A 16,464-nucleotide genomic window follows, 5' to 3' on the forward strand; every position below is an offset into this window, starting at 1 on the left:
ATCAAAAGTTAGAAACAAGAGCCGGGGCCGCCTGAAAATGATAAGCCGCAGCTCCCTTGTTCAGCGTATAAATCAGACACTTCTTCTCGATGGCTGCTCGGAATCACAAAGCGGTCATCATATTTGGCGATCGCAAGCAGCCGATACATGTCTTCAATTTGCTGTTCTGTTAAGCCGACACTGGAAATCAGTGCCGGGTCGATGGATTTATTCGTCTGGACCGCTCTCATATACTGGCGCATGACAGACATTTTCTTTAGCGTTGACCGAATATGATCCGTATCACCGGCCGTTAATAGCTGCGCCAAATAGTCAATCGGGATTCTCATTTGGTCGATAGCCGGAAAAATATCTTCCGCAGATTGCCGGCTGCCTTCTCCTTCAAAGAGATTCATAATCGGGCTCAGCGGCGGAATGTACCAAACCATCGGCAGCGTCCGGTACTCAGGATGAAGCGGCAGCGCAATCTTCCAGTCAATAATCATTTTATAGATCGGCGATTGCTGCGCGGCCTCTATCCACTCAGCCGGGATGCCTTGTTCTTTTGCCAGTTTGGCAACCTCAGGATCATTCGGATTAAGAAAAACATCCAATTGGGAATGGTAGAGATCCTTTTCATTTTCAACCGATGCCGCTTCCTCCACTTTGTCCGCGTCATACAGCATGACACCCAGATATCGGATTCTGCCGACACATGTCTCGGAGCAGATGGTCGGCAGTCCCGCCTCCAAGCGCGGAAAGCAGAGTGTGCATTTTTCCGCTTTGTTCGTTTGCCAGTTAAAATATACTTTTTTATAAGGGCAGGATGAGACGCAATATCTCCATGAACGGCATGCGTTTTGATCAACGAGGACGATGCCGTCTTCCTCGCGTTTGTACATGGCGCCGGACGGACAGGATGAAACGCACGCCGGATTGATGCAGTGCTCGCAAATACGCGGCAGATACATCATAAAGACCTCATCGAATTCCGTTTTGATCGATTCCTCCATCTTTTGCACGTTTGGATCTTCAAGTCCCGTTATGTGGCCGCCTGCGAGATCATCCTCCCAGTTCGGGCCCCATTCAATATTCATGAAGTCCCCCGTCAAAGAAGATTTCGGGCGCGCCACTGGCTGGTGTTTTTTCTGCGGGCTGTTTGTTAATGTTTCATAATCATAGTTCCAAGGTTCATAGTAATCATCAATTGACGGCTGATCCGGGTTATAGAAAAGGCCCGCAAGCCGATTCGTTTTCGAGCCGGATTTCAGCTCGAGCTTCCCTTTTTTCAATGTCCAGCCGCCTTTATATTTGTCCTGATCCTCCCATTGCTTCGGGTAGCCGATGCCCGGCTTTGTTTCTACATTATTAAAGTACATATATTCCGCACCGGAACGGTTTGTCCACGTGTTTTTGCAGGTGACGCTGCACGTGTGGCAGCCGATGCATTTATCCAAGTTCATGACCATACCGATTTGCGCTTTAATCTTCAAGCCAATCGACCTCCTTCAGCTTGCGGATGACAACGTTCAGGTCGCGCTGATTCCCCGTTGGACCGTAATAATTAAAGCCGTAGCTGAGCTGGGCGTAGCCCCCGATCATCTGTGTCGGCTTGACGTGAATCCTTGTCGGGCTGTTATGGGTGCCTCCGCGGTTATTCGTCAGTTTTGTGCCGGGCACGTTGATGTGGCGGTCCTGGGCATGGTGCATAAACGCCATTCCTTTAGGAATCCGGTGAGACAAAACCGCTCTCGCGACGACAACGCCGTTTCGGTTGAAGCATTCAATCCAATCGTTGTCTTTGATATCCGTGTCCTCTGCATCATCTTTATTCATCCACACGGTCGGCCCGCCGCGGAACAGCGTCAGCATCGGCAGGGAATCAAAATACATGCTGTGGACGGACCATTTATTATGCGGCGTCAAATAATTGAGGATGATTTCTTTGCCCTCTTGATCAGGCCGCTTGCTTAGGAACGGACGATGCTGGAGGATCGGTTTAAATGTCGCCATCGTTTCACCGAATTCCATCATCAGTTCATGATCGACATAATAAGATTGTCTGCCGGTCAGTGTTCGCCACGGAATTAATTTTTCTACGTTCGTCGTAAACGGCGAGTACCTGCGCCCCCCTTTTTCTGAGCCGGTAAATGCCGGAGACGTGATGACCGTTTTCGGCTGAGCTGTAATTTGTTCGAACGTAAAGCATTCTTCTTCGCGTTCTTCCGCCAGGTCTTTCAGCTTCAGGTTTGTGATGTTTTCAAGTGTTTCCCATGCTTTTACGGCGACTTTTCCATTTGAAGTGGACGACAGGGTTAAAATCGCTTCCGCCGCCTGCTTCGCTTCACTTATATTCGGACACCCTTTTGCGATACTGTCAGAGGTGATTTCTCCCAGTCTCTTTTTGAGTGATTCATATTCATCGGCGATCGACCAGCTCATCCCTTTTATTCCGCTCGGTTTTAAAGCCGCATTAGGCCCGAGCGCGGTCATTTTATGAAAAATGTGCTTGTAATCCCGTTCTGCTACTTGGATGTTCGGCATCGTTTTTCCCGGAACGGCTTCACATTCGCCCTTGCTCCAGTCATTGATTTTGCCGAACGGCTGCGCCAATTCCTGCATGGTGTCGTGAAGGAGCGGCGTCGCGACCACTTCTTTCACCGGCTCCATATCGACTTCTTCTGCCAGATCGGAAACGGCTTTTGAGAGTGCTTTGAAAATATCCCAGTCTGACTTCGATTCCCACGGTGCCGAGATGGCCGGAGCAAAAGGATGAATGAACGGATGCATATCTGTGCTGCTGAGATCGTGTTTTTCATACCATGTCGCCGCCGGCAGCACGATATCGGAATACAGCGCCGTACCGGCCATTCGAAAGTCGAGATTGATTAACAAGTCGAGCTTTCCTTCCGGCGCCTGCTCCCGCCATTTGATTTCTTCAGGGCGGATGCTGTCGCCGTCGTCATTCATCAAACCGTTCGTCGTCCCCAGCAGATGCTTGAGAAAATATTCATGACCCTTTCCTGAGCTGGAGATCAGATTTGCCCGCCATACGAAGAGATTCCTTGGAAAATTCACTTCATTGTCAGGATCTTCAATCGCAAATTTCAGCTTTTTCTCTTGAAGCTGTGAGGCCACGTACGCACCAACGTCTTCAGGTGTTGCTGCCCCCGCCTTTTCAGCTTCTTTGTACAGATCAATGCCGTTTTGATTGAAGGTCGGGTAAGACGGCAGCCACCCTAATCGCGCCGCCAGCACATTGTAATCGGCGTGATGCTTGTAGCGGGATGACGCAGCGATCGGTGAAGCCAGGTCACTGATCGGCTGGTCCTCGTAACGCCACTGGTCTGTCGCAAAGTAAAAAAATGAGGTGCCGTTTTGCAGCTTGGGCACGCCCTCCCAGTCCTTTGCAGTTGCAATCGTCTGCCACCCTTCAGCAGGACGGAGCTTTTCCTGCCCCACATAATGGGCCCAGCCTCCGCCGTTTACGCCTTGCGCGCCTACAAGTAAAACAAGATTTAACACCGCCCGGTAGATCGTGTCGGAGTTGAACCAGTGGTTAATCCCCGCCCCTACGATAATCATGGACCGGCCGTCTGTGTCGATCGCATTTTGAGCAAACTCCCTGGCAATCTTAATGACGGCTTCTTTTTTAATTCCTGTCATCTGTTCCTGCCAGGCAGGTGTGAACGGCTCAGGATCATCATAAGAGACAGCTGATTGTTCACCGATGCCCCGGTTCACGCCGTAGTTGGCCAATATCAAGTCAAACACGGTCGTGACGTACACCTCTTCGCCGTTCAGGTTCAGTTTTTTAAGAGGAAGATTCCGCTCAAGCACTTTGTTTCCGTCATTTGAAAAATACGGAATGCGCACCGTGCCGATTTCGTCCTCTATTCCAAGTACAGAGAGGCGGGGTTCAATCAGTTCCCCGGTGTCTTCATCGGTCATGTGCAGATTCCATTTCTGCTGCCCGTCCCACCGGGAGCCCATTGTTCCTTGCGGTATGGCAAACGCATTTGTCTGTTCATTCCAGACCGCAGGCTTCCACTGATCATGCTTTGTCTGCCGCCCGATGTCCTTCGCATGCAGAAACCGTCCCGCTGTATACACGCCATTTTCTTTTGACAGGGTGACGAAGAATGGAAAATCCGTGTATTGCTTTGCGTACTTGATAAAACGCTCTGTCTCTTGATTCACATAAAACTCCTGCAAAATGACGTGACCCATCGCCATCGCAAGCGCCCCGTCAGTCCCTTGGCGGATACTCAGCCAGTCATCCGCGAACTTTGAGGATTCCGCAAAATCCGGGCTGATTGAAATGACCTTGGCACCTTTATAGCGGGCTTCCGCCAAAAAATGCGCGTCAGGGGTTCTTGTTAACGGAACGTTTGAGCCCCATGTGATGATATAGCCTGAATTGTACCAGTCACTGCTTTCCGGAACGTCCGTCTGGTCGCCCCAAATTTGCGGGGATGCCGGAGGAAGATCCGCATACCAGTCATAGAAACTGAGCATTGGGCCGCCAATTAAAGACATGAATCGCGAACCTGATGCGTGGCTGATCATGGACATCGCCGGGATCGGAGAAAAACCGACATTCCGGTCAGGCCCGTATTTCATGACTGTATACAGCAGAGAGGCTGAAATCAGCTTCAGCACCTCCGGCCATTCAGCTCGCACAAAACCGCCTTTCCCTCTTGCCTGTTTATAGGACTTCGCTTTTTCAGGATGTTCAACGATCGATTTCCAGGCTTCCAATGGATTTTGATGAGCCTGCAATGCTTCCCGCCACAAATTGATCAGCACACCGCGCACGTATGGATATTTCACACGGAGCGGGCTGTAGATGTACCATGAAAAACTGGCCCCCCGCGGACAGCCTCTCGGTTCGAAATCAGGCATATCCGGGCCTGTTGATGGATAATTCAAGTTTTGTCCTTCCCACGTGACAATTCCGTTTTTCACATAAATATTCCAGCTGCAAGACCCCGTGCAGTTGACGCCGTGGGTGGAGCGAACGACTTTGTCATACTGCCATCTGTTTCTGTATACATTCTCCCAATCGCGATCTTCGCGGGTGGTTTGGCTATGTTTATTTGAATGATGTTCGATAGGAGAGAAATAATTCAATCTCCTAAACAACGGACTCATTTTCTTTTTCTTCATGAGAGTTCACTCCTTCCGAGTCAGGTGATGCTATATTCACTATAAACAGAGACAGCGTGTACCCTTGTGAACTATGTCACACACTCTTCTTTTTTCACAAAATGTTCACACAAAGGAGAAGGAAGGACTTTCACAGGGTGTGATGAAGGCGGCGTTCAGGCAGGACGTCTGAGTCATTAGCCGCCTTTCATTCAAAGATCAAAAAAACCGGTTCTTTTTAAGAACCGGGCTCGGCGTTTTCATCCTGTGATGTATGCAGATAACGCAAAAATAATTGATAGGAACAAAAGACGTTTTGCTGAAGCATGGCCAAAAAATTCATTTGCAGCTGCGGATGGTAAGACATCATTTTTTTAAATATGTAATAAGGGATATTGAGAATAAGAATGTCTGAAGTGGCATTGACTGAGATAAAAGGCGATAGATACAGCCCGCCTTTTTCATCAATCGGAAACACATCGCCTTTTTCCCACAGCGCAACGGTTTGCGATCCTTCAGGGAGCCTGCTGTCCTTAAAACGGATACTGCCTTTTAAAACAATATAAACGGATTGTGAATGAAGAAAGGATGGAGACTGATCAGATGAGCCGCGAATAAACATCCCGTTTTTCAGCAAGGTTTCGACAATGGATAGAGGCACTTCATTAAACATAGGAAGTTGTTTCAGGAATAATAAATAGTCACACTGATTCATAGGAAAGCCTCCTGTGCTAAGGATAGCTTTAGTGTACCTCGATTGAGCCTGTACAGCAGTGATATATTTCACAGCTTGTATGATGAATGTCACTTATCGGGAGGATGACTGTATTTATAATGAAATAGAAAAGGAGGATTTCGATGAAGGCGCTGATTCCGAAGCAGCACGGCGCATGGGCGATGCTGCTGATTCCATTTTTACTCGGCATGGTCAAGGGCGGTCCCGTTCTCTGGCATATTCCGCTCTTCCTAGGCTGGCTTTTCCTATACTTGGCGGTTTATCCCGTTACGCTCGCCTTGAAAAAGAAACAACTCAAACCCTATCAAAAGTGGATATGTTATTACGGTTTTCCGGCCTGCTGCTTTTTGATTATCCCAGTCTTTCATAAGCCGCCGCTCATCTGGGTTGGCGCTTCTTTATTGCCGCTGCTTCTCATCCATATGTATTTTGCCCGCCGAAAAAACGAACGAGCACTATTAAATGATATTGCGGGTGTCTTGTTCTTTTGTTCGGGCGGGCTTGCGAGCTGCTGGCTGGGGATGGGAACCCTCGACGGCTGGGCTTGGTTTATTTTCTTGCAGTCTGCTTTATTTTTTATCGGAAGTTCCTTTTATGTGAAATCGGTGATTCGTGAAAGAAAAAACAGGGCATTTGCATACTGGTCATGGGGATATCACCTGCTGCTCCCCTTTTTATCCGCTCTATTCGGAGCAGGATGGGCGTTTCTCGCTTTTATCCCAAGCAGTTTGCGGGCATGGTTTTTTCACGGGAGAGATTGGCCCGCGAAAACGATCGGCATTATGGAAATCGTGAATGCCTGCTTCTTTTTTGCCGTCATGTGTATGTTTATCACAAGATAAAAAACCAAGGACCGCCGGCGATCCTTGGTTTTTTCAGTCAATATTGCAAATCTCCAGCGGGCAGTTTTCACACTCGATCTCACATCGTAAATAGTCCCGCTTGTGCAAAATAATTTTTCCGGTTTCGTCTATCGAAATAACCCCTTGTTTACGGAGGTCTCCCAGCATGCGGTTGACGCTTTCCCTTGCCGCCGCACAAAACTTTGCCAAATCCTGATTTGTCAGCACAATGTTAATCAGAATCCCGTCGCTGCGTTCCACCCCGTAGCTGTTTGATAAGCGGATAAGGGTGGAATAGAGCGCGCCCTTTTTGCCGTGAAGAAGCAGATCCCTTATTTTGGACTGGATTTTCCGGAGGTGAGTGCTCATCCACTTCATAAATTCAAAAGTCAAAGCACCGTTTTGGATTAATTCCTTTTCCAGCTTGTTTTTATTAATGACGAGCACCTCGCCATCCTCTAACACTTTTGCACTGAGCATATATCTCGGCTCTTCTGTGAACAGTGTCAGTTCCCCGACAATATCGTTTTTTTGGCAGATTCTAAGCGTCAGGTCTTTTCCGTCAGACGTCAGCTTGCCGATTTCAATGAGTCCTGATTGAATCAGGTAAAGCTCTTCTGCATCCATTCCTTCTTGAAACAAATATGTGTGTTTTTTCATTTTCCTTTTCGTGCTGATCGATTCCAGCAATTCATGCAGTTCGCTGGAAATAAGGTCACTATCAGATGGTCGAACAGAGAGAATATTCATGAGCTCACCTCGAAGAAAGTCACGTTGCGTATGTTTATTGTAACGTGAATTGATTTGCACCCATCGAGAAAAAACTAACAATCTTGTGAATGCCCCAGTGTTAGTTGACGCTCTGACTGTTTCTCTCCGTGTGCGTTTTCATTCTTTCCTGCCAATACATCCATATGACAAGGACAAAGCTGGCTAACGCAACTTCCGAAAGCGCCATAAAACCGATTGCGTATTGGCCTGTTGCCTGAAATACACTCGCCAAAATCAACGGTGGGAAAAAACCGCCTAATCCGCCCATGGCAGACACAATACCGTTGGCAATCCCCGCTTGCTTTGAAAAATAGAAGGGCACCAGTTTAAAAACGGTTCCGTTTCCTATACCTGAGCAGACTGCCACTGTTAATGACCCAAACGCATAAAGGCCGATCGTCGGCGAGAACGATAAGATAATTCCTGATAATGTAAGTCCCGCGAAAACGAACATCAAAATGCGGAGCGGGTTCATTTTATCTGCAAGAAATCCTCCCACAGGCCTGAGCAGCGTAGAGACCGCAATAAAGCCAGCCGTCCGCAACCCTGCATCCGCAGGGTTCAGCCCAAAATGCTCAACCAAAAAGTTCGGCAGATAGATGGTGAAGGCGACAAAGGCGCCAAACGTAATAAAATAAAACAGGCTCAAAAACCACAGCACATGATTTCGGTAAACGGCTTTGATTTGAGTTTTTACAGAAACCTTCACTTTCTTCTCATGCCGGTCGCCGAACAATACGTGCAGCAATGCGAAAACTGCCAGCAGAACAAGATACATTTGCACAGTTGTTTTCCATCCTGCCGCTTGAGCGATAACCGGCGCGGCAAATGTGGTAATGGCGGTTCCGATGTTTCCTGCCCCGTAAATCCCATTGACGGCACCGTGCTTTTCCTTCGGATAATATTTCGGAAGGGATGTCACTCCAATGGAGAATACCGCTCCCCCGATCCCTAAGAAAAAACCGCCTGCGATTAAATCAAACAGAGAATCCGCGATACTGATCCAAAACACAGGAAACAGAAGCAGGATGAAGCTGATCATAAACATCAGCCGCGCGCCAAACCTGTTCGTTAAATACCCTAAAGGAATGCGGAGAAGCGACCCAAGGATAACGGGAATCGCCGTCACCAAAGAAATCTCGCCTTTGCTTAAATGAATATCTAATGTGATTTGGGAAATGAGCGACGAAATCAGCACCCACACCATAAACCCTGCCACTAAGCTTAATGACTGTAACGATAATTGAATATGTTGACGATTGATCATTCGGCTTGCCCCTTTCACTGATTCAATATCAGTCTTATCATACAAAAACTCGGTGTACAGGATTGTGAATTACATCACACGCTTTATATACAAAAAAAGACAAAGCCCGAAGACTTTGTCCTTTCATCATCATTACATTTTTTCCGGAGCCGATACACCGATCAGCTGAAGCGCATTGTTCAGCGTAATTTGCGTCGCCTTCATTAAAGCGAGGCGCGCGCGGCTTTTCTCTTTATTTTCAGGATCGATGACTTTCTCTGCATTGTAGAAGCTGTGCAGAGCGGATGCCAAGTCATAAATGTAGTTGGTTACGCGGTGCGGGATGCGTTTTTCCGCAGCTTCCGCCACAGCCTCCGGGAACCCGCCGATCGTTTTCAGCAGGTCATATTCTTTTTCTGATTGAATATGGCTGAAGTCAAGATCCGCCGCCGGCTGAAGTCCCTGCTCTTCCCCTTGGCGAAGCATGCTGCAAATACGGGCGTGTGCGTATTGTGCATAATACACAGGGTTTTCATTTGACGTCGATACCGCAAGATCCAAATCAAAATCCATATGTGTGTCGGCGCTGCGCATCGCGAAGAAATAACGAACAGCGTCAAGGCCGACTTCTTCGATCAGATCACGCATCGTGACAGCTTTCCCCGTACGTTTGCTCATTTTCATTTTCTCGCCGTTTTTATATAAATGAACGAGCTGAATGATTTCCACTTCTAATGTGCCTTTTTCATATCCGAGCGCTTCAATCGCCGCTTTCATACGCGGAATATAGCCGTGGTGATCCGCGCCCCATACATTGATCAGCTTGTCAAAACCGCGGTCGAGCTTGTCTTTATGATAAGCGATATCCGGCAGCAGATACGTGTATGAGCCGTCTTTTTTGATCAGCACGCGGTCTTTGTCATCACCGAATGTTGTCGAACGGAACCAAGTCGCGCCGTCCTCTTCATAGACATGCCCCGTTTTCCGAAGCGTCTCAAGCGCTTGATCAATTTTTCCGTTTTCGTACAGTGACGTTTCAGAATACCATACGTCAAAAGGCACTCGGAAGTTTTCCAAGTCTGCGCGAAGTTTATCAAGTTCGACCTTTAAGCCGTATTCGCGGAAAAACGCAAGGCGCTCGCTTTCCTCTTCATTGACGAACCGGTCACCGAATTCTTCAGCAAGGCGTTTCCCGATTGCGATAATATCTTCGCCGCGGTAGCCGTCTTCAGGCATCTGCTTTTCAAGGCCGAGCGCTTCGAAATAACGGACTTCGACTGAAAGCGCCAAATTGTTGATCTGGTTCCCCGCATCATTAATGTAGTATTCCCGGCTCACGTCATATCCCGCTTTTGAAAGCACGTTGCAAAGCGCATCACCGACTGCCGCTCCGCGCGCGTGGCCTAAATGCAGGTCTCCGGTCGGGTTGGCGGACACGAATTCGACTTGAATTTTCTCGCCTTTTCCGACATTTGTCTCACCGTATGCTTCACCTTGTTCAAGCACTGACGGAATGAGTTTCGTTAAGTAGCTGTTATTCATGTAGAAATTGATAAAGCCCGGGCCTGCGATATCCATCTTTTCAATGGAAGCCTTGCCCTTATCAAATGAAGCCACAAGCTCCTCGGCGATTTGGCGCGGGGCTTTTTTTGCGATTCTTGCCAGCTGCATCGCCATATTTGTTGAGTAATCACCGTGGGTTTTGTCTTTCGGCGTTTCTAACAATACGTTTGGAATCTGGCTTTCTTCCGCCAGTCCCGCTTTCAGGACGGCCGCTTTAATTTCTTCCTTCAGCACGTCCTTCATTTGTTCCGCAATATTCATGCCTTTGCTTCCTCCTTATATCGAATCGTCATGTTATGTACATGTTCTTGGTTTTCGCCTACAGTCATCGTATATGTCATCTTGACGGAGCCCTGGGGACCGCCGACATCTGAGTGTATGTCTTTCGTTTCCGTTTGCAGCTTCATTTGGCCGAACGGCAGTTTATATTGAGTGATTGTCGAAGCCCCGGGTATGAACCGCTGTTTCATTTGAATGGCGCCCGACCTCATTACGAGAATCTCTTTTTCTGTGATTTTGACGACTGTTTTAATCTTGCCCAAATCGTGTTCTTCATGATAGGTAAGATAAGTTTTGCCGTTTCTCACGTAATAGAATCCATCCGATGTAAATTCAACCGACTCTTCCTCCGAGCCGTTCTGAATGAATGAATGAACATGAATGGCAACTGGTGTCTCCTGTCTCATGCTGACACTTCCTTTTCATCATCCCGCTTAACCTGAACAGTATAAGCATTCAAGGGAAAAAGTTCAACCGCTTCCTCCTATCTTACCATCTTTGCTGATTGGTTTTGAAGATAAACCTTATAAAAAGCTTTCTGTTAAAAAGAGGGACGAGAAATCATTTATCTTCGATATTTTGGTTTTGAAGATAAACCTTATAAAAAGCTTTCTGTTAAAAAGAGGGACGAGAAATCATTTATCTTCGATATTAACGCCCCTATGTTTGGATGAAACATACATCTCGCGGCTCAGCTTCTCTCCGCCTGTAAAACCGCCTACATTGCAATGGCAGACGGACCCGCGCCGACCGGGATTACGGTTACAGCTGTATAGTCACTCGTACGATACACGGTCACCGTATTGGCATAAAGCTGGGCCGCATAGATATAATCATTGTCCGGCGTTACTGTCAGATCAACAGCTCCCGGCAGTGACACGTTTTCAATAATTCTTTGCCTTGCTGTATCGACAACAGTCAAATTGTCAGTAAGAAACGGATCGAAATATGGCTCCAGAAAATAAGCGCGGGTGCTGTCAGGAGAAAATACGATTGCATTCAGAATTTCAAAAAAACGGTTAAAGTCAGAACCCCTGCTGAACGTTGATAAATCAATTTCAGTTACACCTTTCGGAAATAATTCACCATTCATCACATAAGCAAAATCTCCGGCAAACGGGGTTTCAATCAAACTCGGATATTCAAACGTGTCGATCATTCTGTCGGTCAGCTGGCCGGTATTCACATCATATTTATCTACTGACCAGGAACCCGGGTTAGTCGTATAGGCGAACTGTCCGTTAGGATCAAGCGCAAAATCCTCACCGCCCGGTACCGGTATCACATTGGTAATAGATTGAGAGGCAATGTTAATCATATAGATGGAACCGGAGGCCAGAATATATGCAGACCCGCCGGTTGATTCAAATTGAATTTTTCTGGGCGCGCCCCCGAGCGTTATGGTATGTGTAACAGTCAATGTTTCATTATCAATGACAGAGACAAAGTTGGTATTCCCATGAAGGACATACGTATACGCTTTATCACGTGTGACGCCCAAACCAGTCGGAACATCAGAGAAAGAAATGGTTTTCACAACGGCATTTAATGCCGCATCAATCACAGAAACCGTTCTGTCGTTACGATTAGCAGTAAACACGTATGATCGGGGCTCCGGTTTCGGGGCAAAAATAATCGTTCCGGTTACCGTCAGCGGACTTCCGTAAAAAGGCGGCACAACCAATATATCTTCTATTGTGATGCGGCTGAAGTCAGGACAATCATCAGACTGAGCGGAATAATAAACGATTTGATCGATGGCTTCTGTATGAATAACGGTAATAGCTCCATTCCCTTGTCCATATTGATTACGCACGGGAGATACACTGACAAGAAGCGTAACCGTTCCTTGCAGCCGCACCGCATAATTCATGCTAATATCCTCAGGCGCCGGCCCGGTCCAAGTTAAGCAAGGTTCACTGACACAGGAAAGATTGTCCGAGTTCCAAGTGACAGCCCCGACAGCTTCAGCAGAATCAACGACAAACCCCTCCGGAACCTCAAACGGCACTTGAAACACCGCTTCACGGCTGACTTCTTCATCACAAAAACATAAACAATCCTCTTGTGACATTTCTGCTTTTTCTTTAAAAGAAAGCTCGTTCTTTTTCATACCTTCACTTCCTTTTCAGAAATCACTGCTTATACAATTCAAAAAGGGAAAACCCTAAGTCAAATCGCGATTTCATTCGGTGAAACGCCAAGTGAAATAACAGCTGCCACAGAGTAATCTTCAGTGTGATACACCGTAATGGTTTGTTCAGTCCAATGAGTCGTATACAAATATTGGCCATTCGGGATAAACGCAAGGTCACTCACAACAGCCGGTTCAGATAAATGGCCTAAAACAGCTGCACCATTAGGGCTTACAGCATATACATTATGAGAGAAATCATCGAATAAATACACCTCTGAGCCGCCCGTGAATAGTCGATATTCCCCTTCATACTCCAATTCTATTGTCGTGACAATAGTAAATGTGTCTAAGTCAATGATGCTTATATAATTGAAAAAGAATTCTTGTTCTAATACATAGGCATATCGCTCCGGCGAATCGATTTCTATAGAGCGCAGGATCAGATCCCTCGGTATTGTTCCTGTGACATCCCCGGTATTTAAATCGATTCTGACAACCGAGGCACTGGAGACATCAATCACATAGGCATATAATCCATTGGGATCAACCGCCAAGCTGGCGGGATTGCCTTCGATAACTATTGACCTTTCAACGGTCAGCGTGCTGAGACGAACCACAAAAATGGAGGTGCCGGCGAGCACATAAGCAAATTCATGTTCAGGCAAAAATGCAATTGATTCCGGCTGCTGATCAAGCAGGACAGACGCGGTAACGATCAATGTCCTGTTATCAATCACGGAAATCATATTGTGATCATAATGCAATACAAACGTGTACGCTTTATCTGGCGTGACCTCTATTCCATAAGGCTGATAAGGAAGAGAAATCTTTGTCACGACTGTATGGGTATTGGTATCAATGACAGAAACGGACTGATCATTTGAATTCGATGTAAAAGCGTAAACCGGCTCAGGGTCAGGTACAAGTACGATCGTTCCCGTTACGCTTAAAGGGCTCCCGTAAAACGGCGGAACGACTGCGATATTTTTTATGGTCACTTGGCTCAGATCCGGGCAATCATCAGCCTTCTCCGTATAATAAACGACCTGATCGATATCCGTTGCGTGAAGTACAGAAACAGCCCCGTTCCCTTGTCCATATTGATTACGTACAGGAGATACACTGACAAGGAGTGTGATTGTTCCTTGCAGCCGAACCGCATAGATGACTCCGATATCATTACGTGACGGGTCTGTTTGGATCAAGCAAGGTTCAAGAACACAGGAGAGGTGGTCAGGATTCCAAACAACCGCCGCCTCAGCTTCAGCGGGCGCAACGGCAAACCCCTCCGGAATTTCAACCGGCACTCGAAACGGCGCTTCACGGTTGATTTCTTCTTCACAAAAGCACAAACAATTCTCCAGCTGTCCGTCGGTCTTCTCTTTAAAGGCAAGCTCATTCTCTTTCATTTGCTTCACTTCCTTCTGAAGACGTAACTGCCATGCTATGCGGCAGTAATAAATAGATTACGGTGTCTCCGGGAAATTGCTTGTACAGTTGAAGGAGGATAAAAGTTTGTTTTACAGAACGGATGGCGGGCTGATTCGGTCTGACGAAAAAAGATTGCGGTATTTTTGCGCTTTCCTTCCGAATGAAAATGATAAAATATGTCATATACATAACATGGAAGGGAGGGATTCGGAAAAGTGGCGAGTGTTTTATCGTCTTCAGCGGTTGGAGAAAAAATCAACGAATGGTACATGTACATCCGAAGGTTCAGCATCCCGGACGCCGAGTACTTGCGAAGAGAGATCAAAGAAGAACTTGAACGCATAGAAGATGACCAGGACCTTCACCTGTACTATTCTCTCATGGAATTCCGCCACAACCTGATGCTCGAATACCTCGAACCGCTGGAATCACAGCGGATTGAAGAACAGCCGAGACTATCGGATTTGCTTGCGGATATTGATAAGAAGCAGGCCCGGCTGACTGGACGGCTTGATTATTATTTTAATTTTTTCCGGGGGATGTATGAGTTAGATCAGAGGGAATATTTGTCAGCTATAAAGTTTTTTAAAAAGGCTGAGACGAAACTCTCATTTATAAAGGATACTATTGATAAAGCAGAGTACTTTTTCAAGATGTCTGAAGTCTACTATTACTTGAAACAAACGTATGTTTCTACCGATTACGCAAGGCAGGCATATGAAATATATAAAGTTCAGTCGTCATACGATATCAGGCTCATTCAATGCCAATCCTTATTCGGAGCAAATTTCCTGGATTTAAAACAATATGATCGGGCGATTACTCACTTTCAAAAGGCTTTTTCTTTAGCAGAAACAGAAAAACAGCCTCAATTAATGGGCAGGACACTGTATAACATCGCACTTTGCAAACAAAGTCTGAACGACTATGAAGCAGCTATAACTTATGTTGAAAAAGCCATTGATGTTTTTGAGAGTGCTAAAATGACCCCTTCTCTGCCCCAAGCATATTTTTTAATTACACAGATTCATTATAAATTAGAAAGATACGACAAAGCTCTCGAGTATCATAAAAAAGGTGTTATCCGTTCCGAAGAGTCAGCAGATTCAGTTTATTTACACGAGTTCGAATTTTTGAAATCCTTGTATATAAACGGACCTGATGAGGATGCAATGAAACGGAGTTTTGACTTTTTAGAAAGTAAGATGATGTATGCAGATATAGAAGATTTTGCTCTTGATGCAGCCAAATATTATCACAAACTTGAAGATTACAAAAAAGCTTCAACATACTTTTTAAAGGTTGAAGAAGCAAGACAGCATATTCAAGGGGGGGTAACTTTTTATGAAGCTGAAGTATAAGGTCTTACTCACTTGCTTAGCTGTAACCTCGGTTTTTATAACAGCAGATATGACAAATACACCTTCACACCAATTCGAAGTAGCACAAAGAGCTATGATTTAAATAATTATTACTTTTAGGCTTGCAGGGTTATACTGCAAGCCTTTGTTTTATAAACAACTTAATCATCAAATTTGCAAAAACAAAAACTATACCCTAAAATTCAAATATGTAAAAAGTATTTGACATATATACATATGTTATTTAAAATAAATATATATAAATTTGAAAATTTAAAATAAAACCAAAAATACTTTAAGGAGGGTTTTAGTGGATAACAATATAAAAAAATTTAGAACAGCAGCTAATATTTCACAAAATGATCTGGCTAAGCTCTGCAATGTTACCAGGCAAACCATCAATGCAATTGAGAATAATAAATATGACCCGACTTTAAGTCTGGCTTTTTCTATAGCTCACGCATTAAATATGGGAATAGACAAAGTTTTCAACTATACTGTCAAAAAAAATTAAGGGAGCGGTTCTTATGAAAAAAATGGATGAGATGCAAAAACACCAATCGGGCATAGCCGCCAGAATAGCATTTAGTTTTTATACTATCGCTTTACTGATATGGTCATTAATAGATTATTTTAAAAACGGAAATACAGGGTGGCAATTTCCAATACTATTGATAGGCTGCGCGCTCTATTTATGGATTCAAGTTTATCATAATCGAAAAACAAGGTAACAATTCCAATAAACTTCCGGAGGATTATCAGCCATGTATGAATATAAGTTCATAAAAGTAGAAGTAAACCGATGGAAAGGAAAGCCTAAAGAAGATTATAAAGAAATTATTGAAAAGTATTCGCAGCAAGGATGGAAACTAGTTCAAATATTTGCTCCTGCTATTTCAGGTTATGGGGCAGCCGATTATTTTGATATTATTCTTGAAAAAAAAGTATAATATTTCAGTACAATGAAAGCC

15 protein-coding genes are annotated in these 16,464 nt (G+C 45.5%); 6 read left to right on the forward strand and 9 right to left on the reverse strand.

The annotated features are described in order from the left end of the window. Nucleotides 1-8 precede the first annotated feature (8 nt). From narH to arfM, 3 genes are all read right to left on the reverse strand, one after another. Nucleotides 9-1,472: a nitrate reductase subunit beta gene (narH, locus tag J7E26_RS03605; RefSeq protein WP_214799951.1), complete on the reverse strand. Its 1,464-nt coding sequence runs from the start codon at nt 1,470-1,472 to the stop codon at nt 9-11. Continuing rightward, the gene (locus J7E26_RS03610; protein WP_214799953.1) at nt 1,462-5,148 is read right to left on the reverse strand and encodes a nitrate reductase subunit alpha; all 3,687 of its coding nucleotides are present in this window, start codon (nt 5,146-5,148) and stop codon (nt 1,462-1,464) included. Before J7E26_RS03610 ends, narH begins: the two co-directional genes overlap by 11 nt. A 217-nt stretch (nt 5,149-5,365) precedes the next feature. After that, nucleotides 5,366-5,842, reverse strand: coding sequence for a cyclic nucleotide-binding domain-containing protein (gene arfM / locus J7E26_RS03615; RefSeq protein ID WP_214799955.1), 477 nt, complete (start codon nt 5,840-5,842; stop codon nt 5,366-5,368). Between the two features lie 143 nt (nt 5,843-5,985). Between arfM and J7E26_RS03620 the strand changes: the two genes are divergently transcribed. Next, entirely contained in the window at nt 5,986-6,705 is a 720-nt protein-coding gene (locus J7E26_RS03620) for a YwiC-like family protein (RefSeq protein WP_214799957.1), read from the forward strand. Between the two features lie 33 nt (nt 6,706-6,738). Here the strand turns inward: J7E26_RS03620 and fnr are convergent, their stop codons facing one another. The 6 genes from fnr to J7E26_RS03650 form a co-directional block, all read right to left on the reverse strand. Beyond that, nucleotides 6,739-7,455, reverse strand: a complete 717-nt coding sequence (gene fnr, locus J7E26_RS03625) for a fumarate/nitrate reduction transcriptional regulator Fnr (protein ID WP_214799959.1) — start codon at nt 7,453-7,455, stop codon at nt 6,739-6,741. A 100-nt stretch (nt 7,456-7,555) separates the two neighbouring features. Next, nucleotides 7,556-8,743, reverse strand: a complete 1,188-nt coding sequence (narK, locus tag J7E26_RS03630; RefSeq protein ID WP_214799961.1) for a nitrate/nitrite transporter — start codon at nt 8,741-8,743, stop codon at nt 7,556-7,558. A 132-nt stretch (nt 8,744-8,875) separates the two neighbouring features. Further along, the gene (gene argS, locus J7E26_RS03635; protein ID WP_214799963.1) at nt 8,876-10,546 is read right to left on the reverse strand and encodes an arginine--tRNA ligase; all 1,671 of its coding nucleotides are present in this window, start codon (nt 10,544-10,546) and stop codon (nt 8,876-8,878) included. Continuing rightward, nucleotides 10,543-10,971 carry a YwiB family protein gene (locus J7E26_RS03640; RefSeq protein WP_214799965.1) on the reverse strand — a complete coding sequence of 143 codons (429 nt, stop codon included), beginning with the start codon at nt 10,969-10,971 and terminating at the stop codon, nt 10,543-10,545. The genes argS and J7E26_RS03640 overlap by 4 nt, the downstream gene beginning before the upstream one ends. Nucleotides 10,972-11,282: 311 nt before the next feature. After that, on the reverse strand, nt 11,283-12,677 hold the full coding sequence (locus tag J7E26_RS03645) for a YncE family protein (protein ID WP_214799967.1): 1,395 nt from the start codon (nt 12,675-12,677) through the stop codon (nt 11,283-11,285). A 59-nt stretch (nt 12,678-12,736) separates the two neighbouring features. Beyond that, nucleotides 12,737-14,110, reverse strand: coding sequence for a YncE family protein (locus J7E26_RS03650; protein ID WP_214799969.1), 1,374 nt, complete (start codon nt 14,108-14,110; stop codon nt 12,737-12,739). Nucleotides 14,111-14,347: 237 nt separating this feature from the next. Here J7E26_RS03650 and J7E26_RS03655 point away from each other — a divergent pair, with 237 nt between their 5' ends. The 5 genes from J7E26_RS03655 to J7E26_RS03670 all read left to right on the forward strand — a co-directional run bounded on the left by J7E26_RS03655 (nt 14,348) and on the right by J7E26_RS03670 (nt 16,443). Beyond that, nucleotides 14,348-15,493 carry a tetratricopeptide repeat protein gene (locus J7E26_RS03655; RefSeq protein WP_214799971.1) on the forward strand — a complete coding sequence of 382 codons (1,146 nt, stop codon included), beginning with the start codon at nt 14,348-14,350 and terminating at the stop codon, nt 15,491-15,493. After that, complete coding sequence (locus tag J7E26_RS03660; protein ID WP_003151066.1) at nt 15,477-15,596, forward strand: PhrC/PhrF family phosphatase-inhibitory pheromone; 120 nt, start codon at nt 15,477-15,479, stop codon at nt 15,594-15,596. The genes J7E26_RS03655 and J7E26_RS03660 overlap by 17 nt, the downstream gene beginning before the upstream one ends. Before the next feature lie 207 nt (nt 15,597-15,803). Next, a complete protein-coding gene (locus tag J7E26_RS03665) occupies nt 15,804-16,007 on the forward strand; it encodes a helix-turn-helix transcriptional regulator (protein ID WP_214799973.1) in 204 nt (67 codons plus the stop codon). 13 nt (nt 16,008-16,020) lie between these two features. Further along, a complete protein-coding gene (locus J7E26_RS18180; protein ID WP_015418440.1) occupies nt 16,021-16,224 on the forward strand; it encodes a hypothetical protein in 204 nt (67 codons plus the stop codon). Nucleotides 16,225-16,257: 33 nt separating this feature from the next. After that, complete coding sequence (locus tag J7E26_RS03670; RefSeq protein ID WP_214799975.1) at nt 16,258-16,443, forward strand: DUF4177 domain-containing protein; 186 nt, start codon at nt 16,258-16,260, stop codon at nt 16,441-16,443. The last annotated feature ends 21 nt before the right edge of the window (nt 16,444-16,464 follow it).

The organism is Bacillus sp. ISL-51, from assembly GCF_018613535.1.
In the GTDB taxonomy this organism is placed as follows: domain Bacteria; phylum Bacillota; class Bacilli; order Bacillales; family Bacillaceae; genus Bacillus.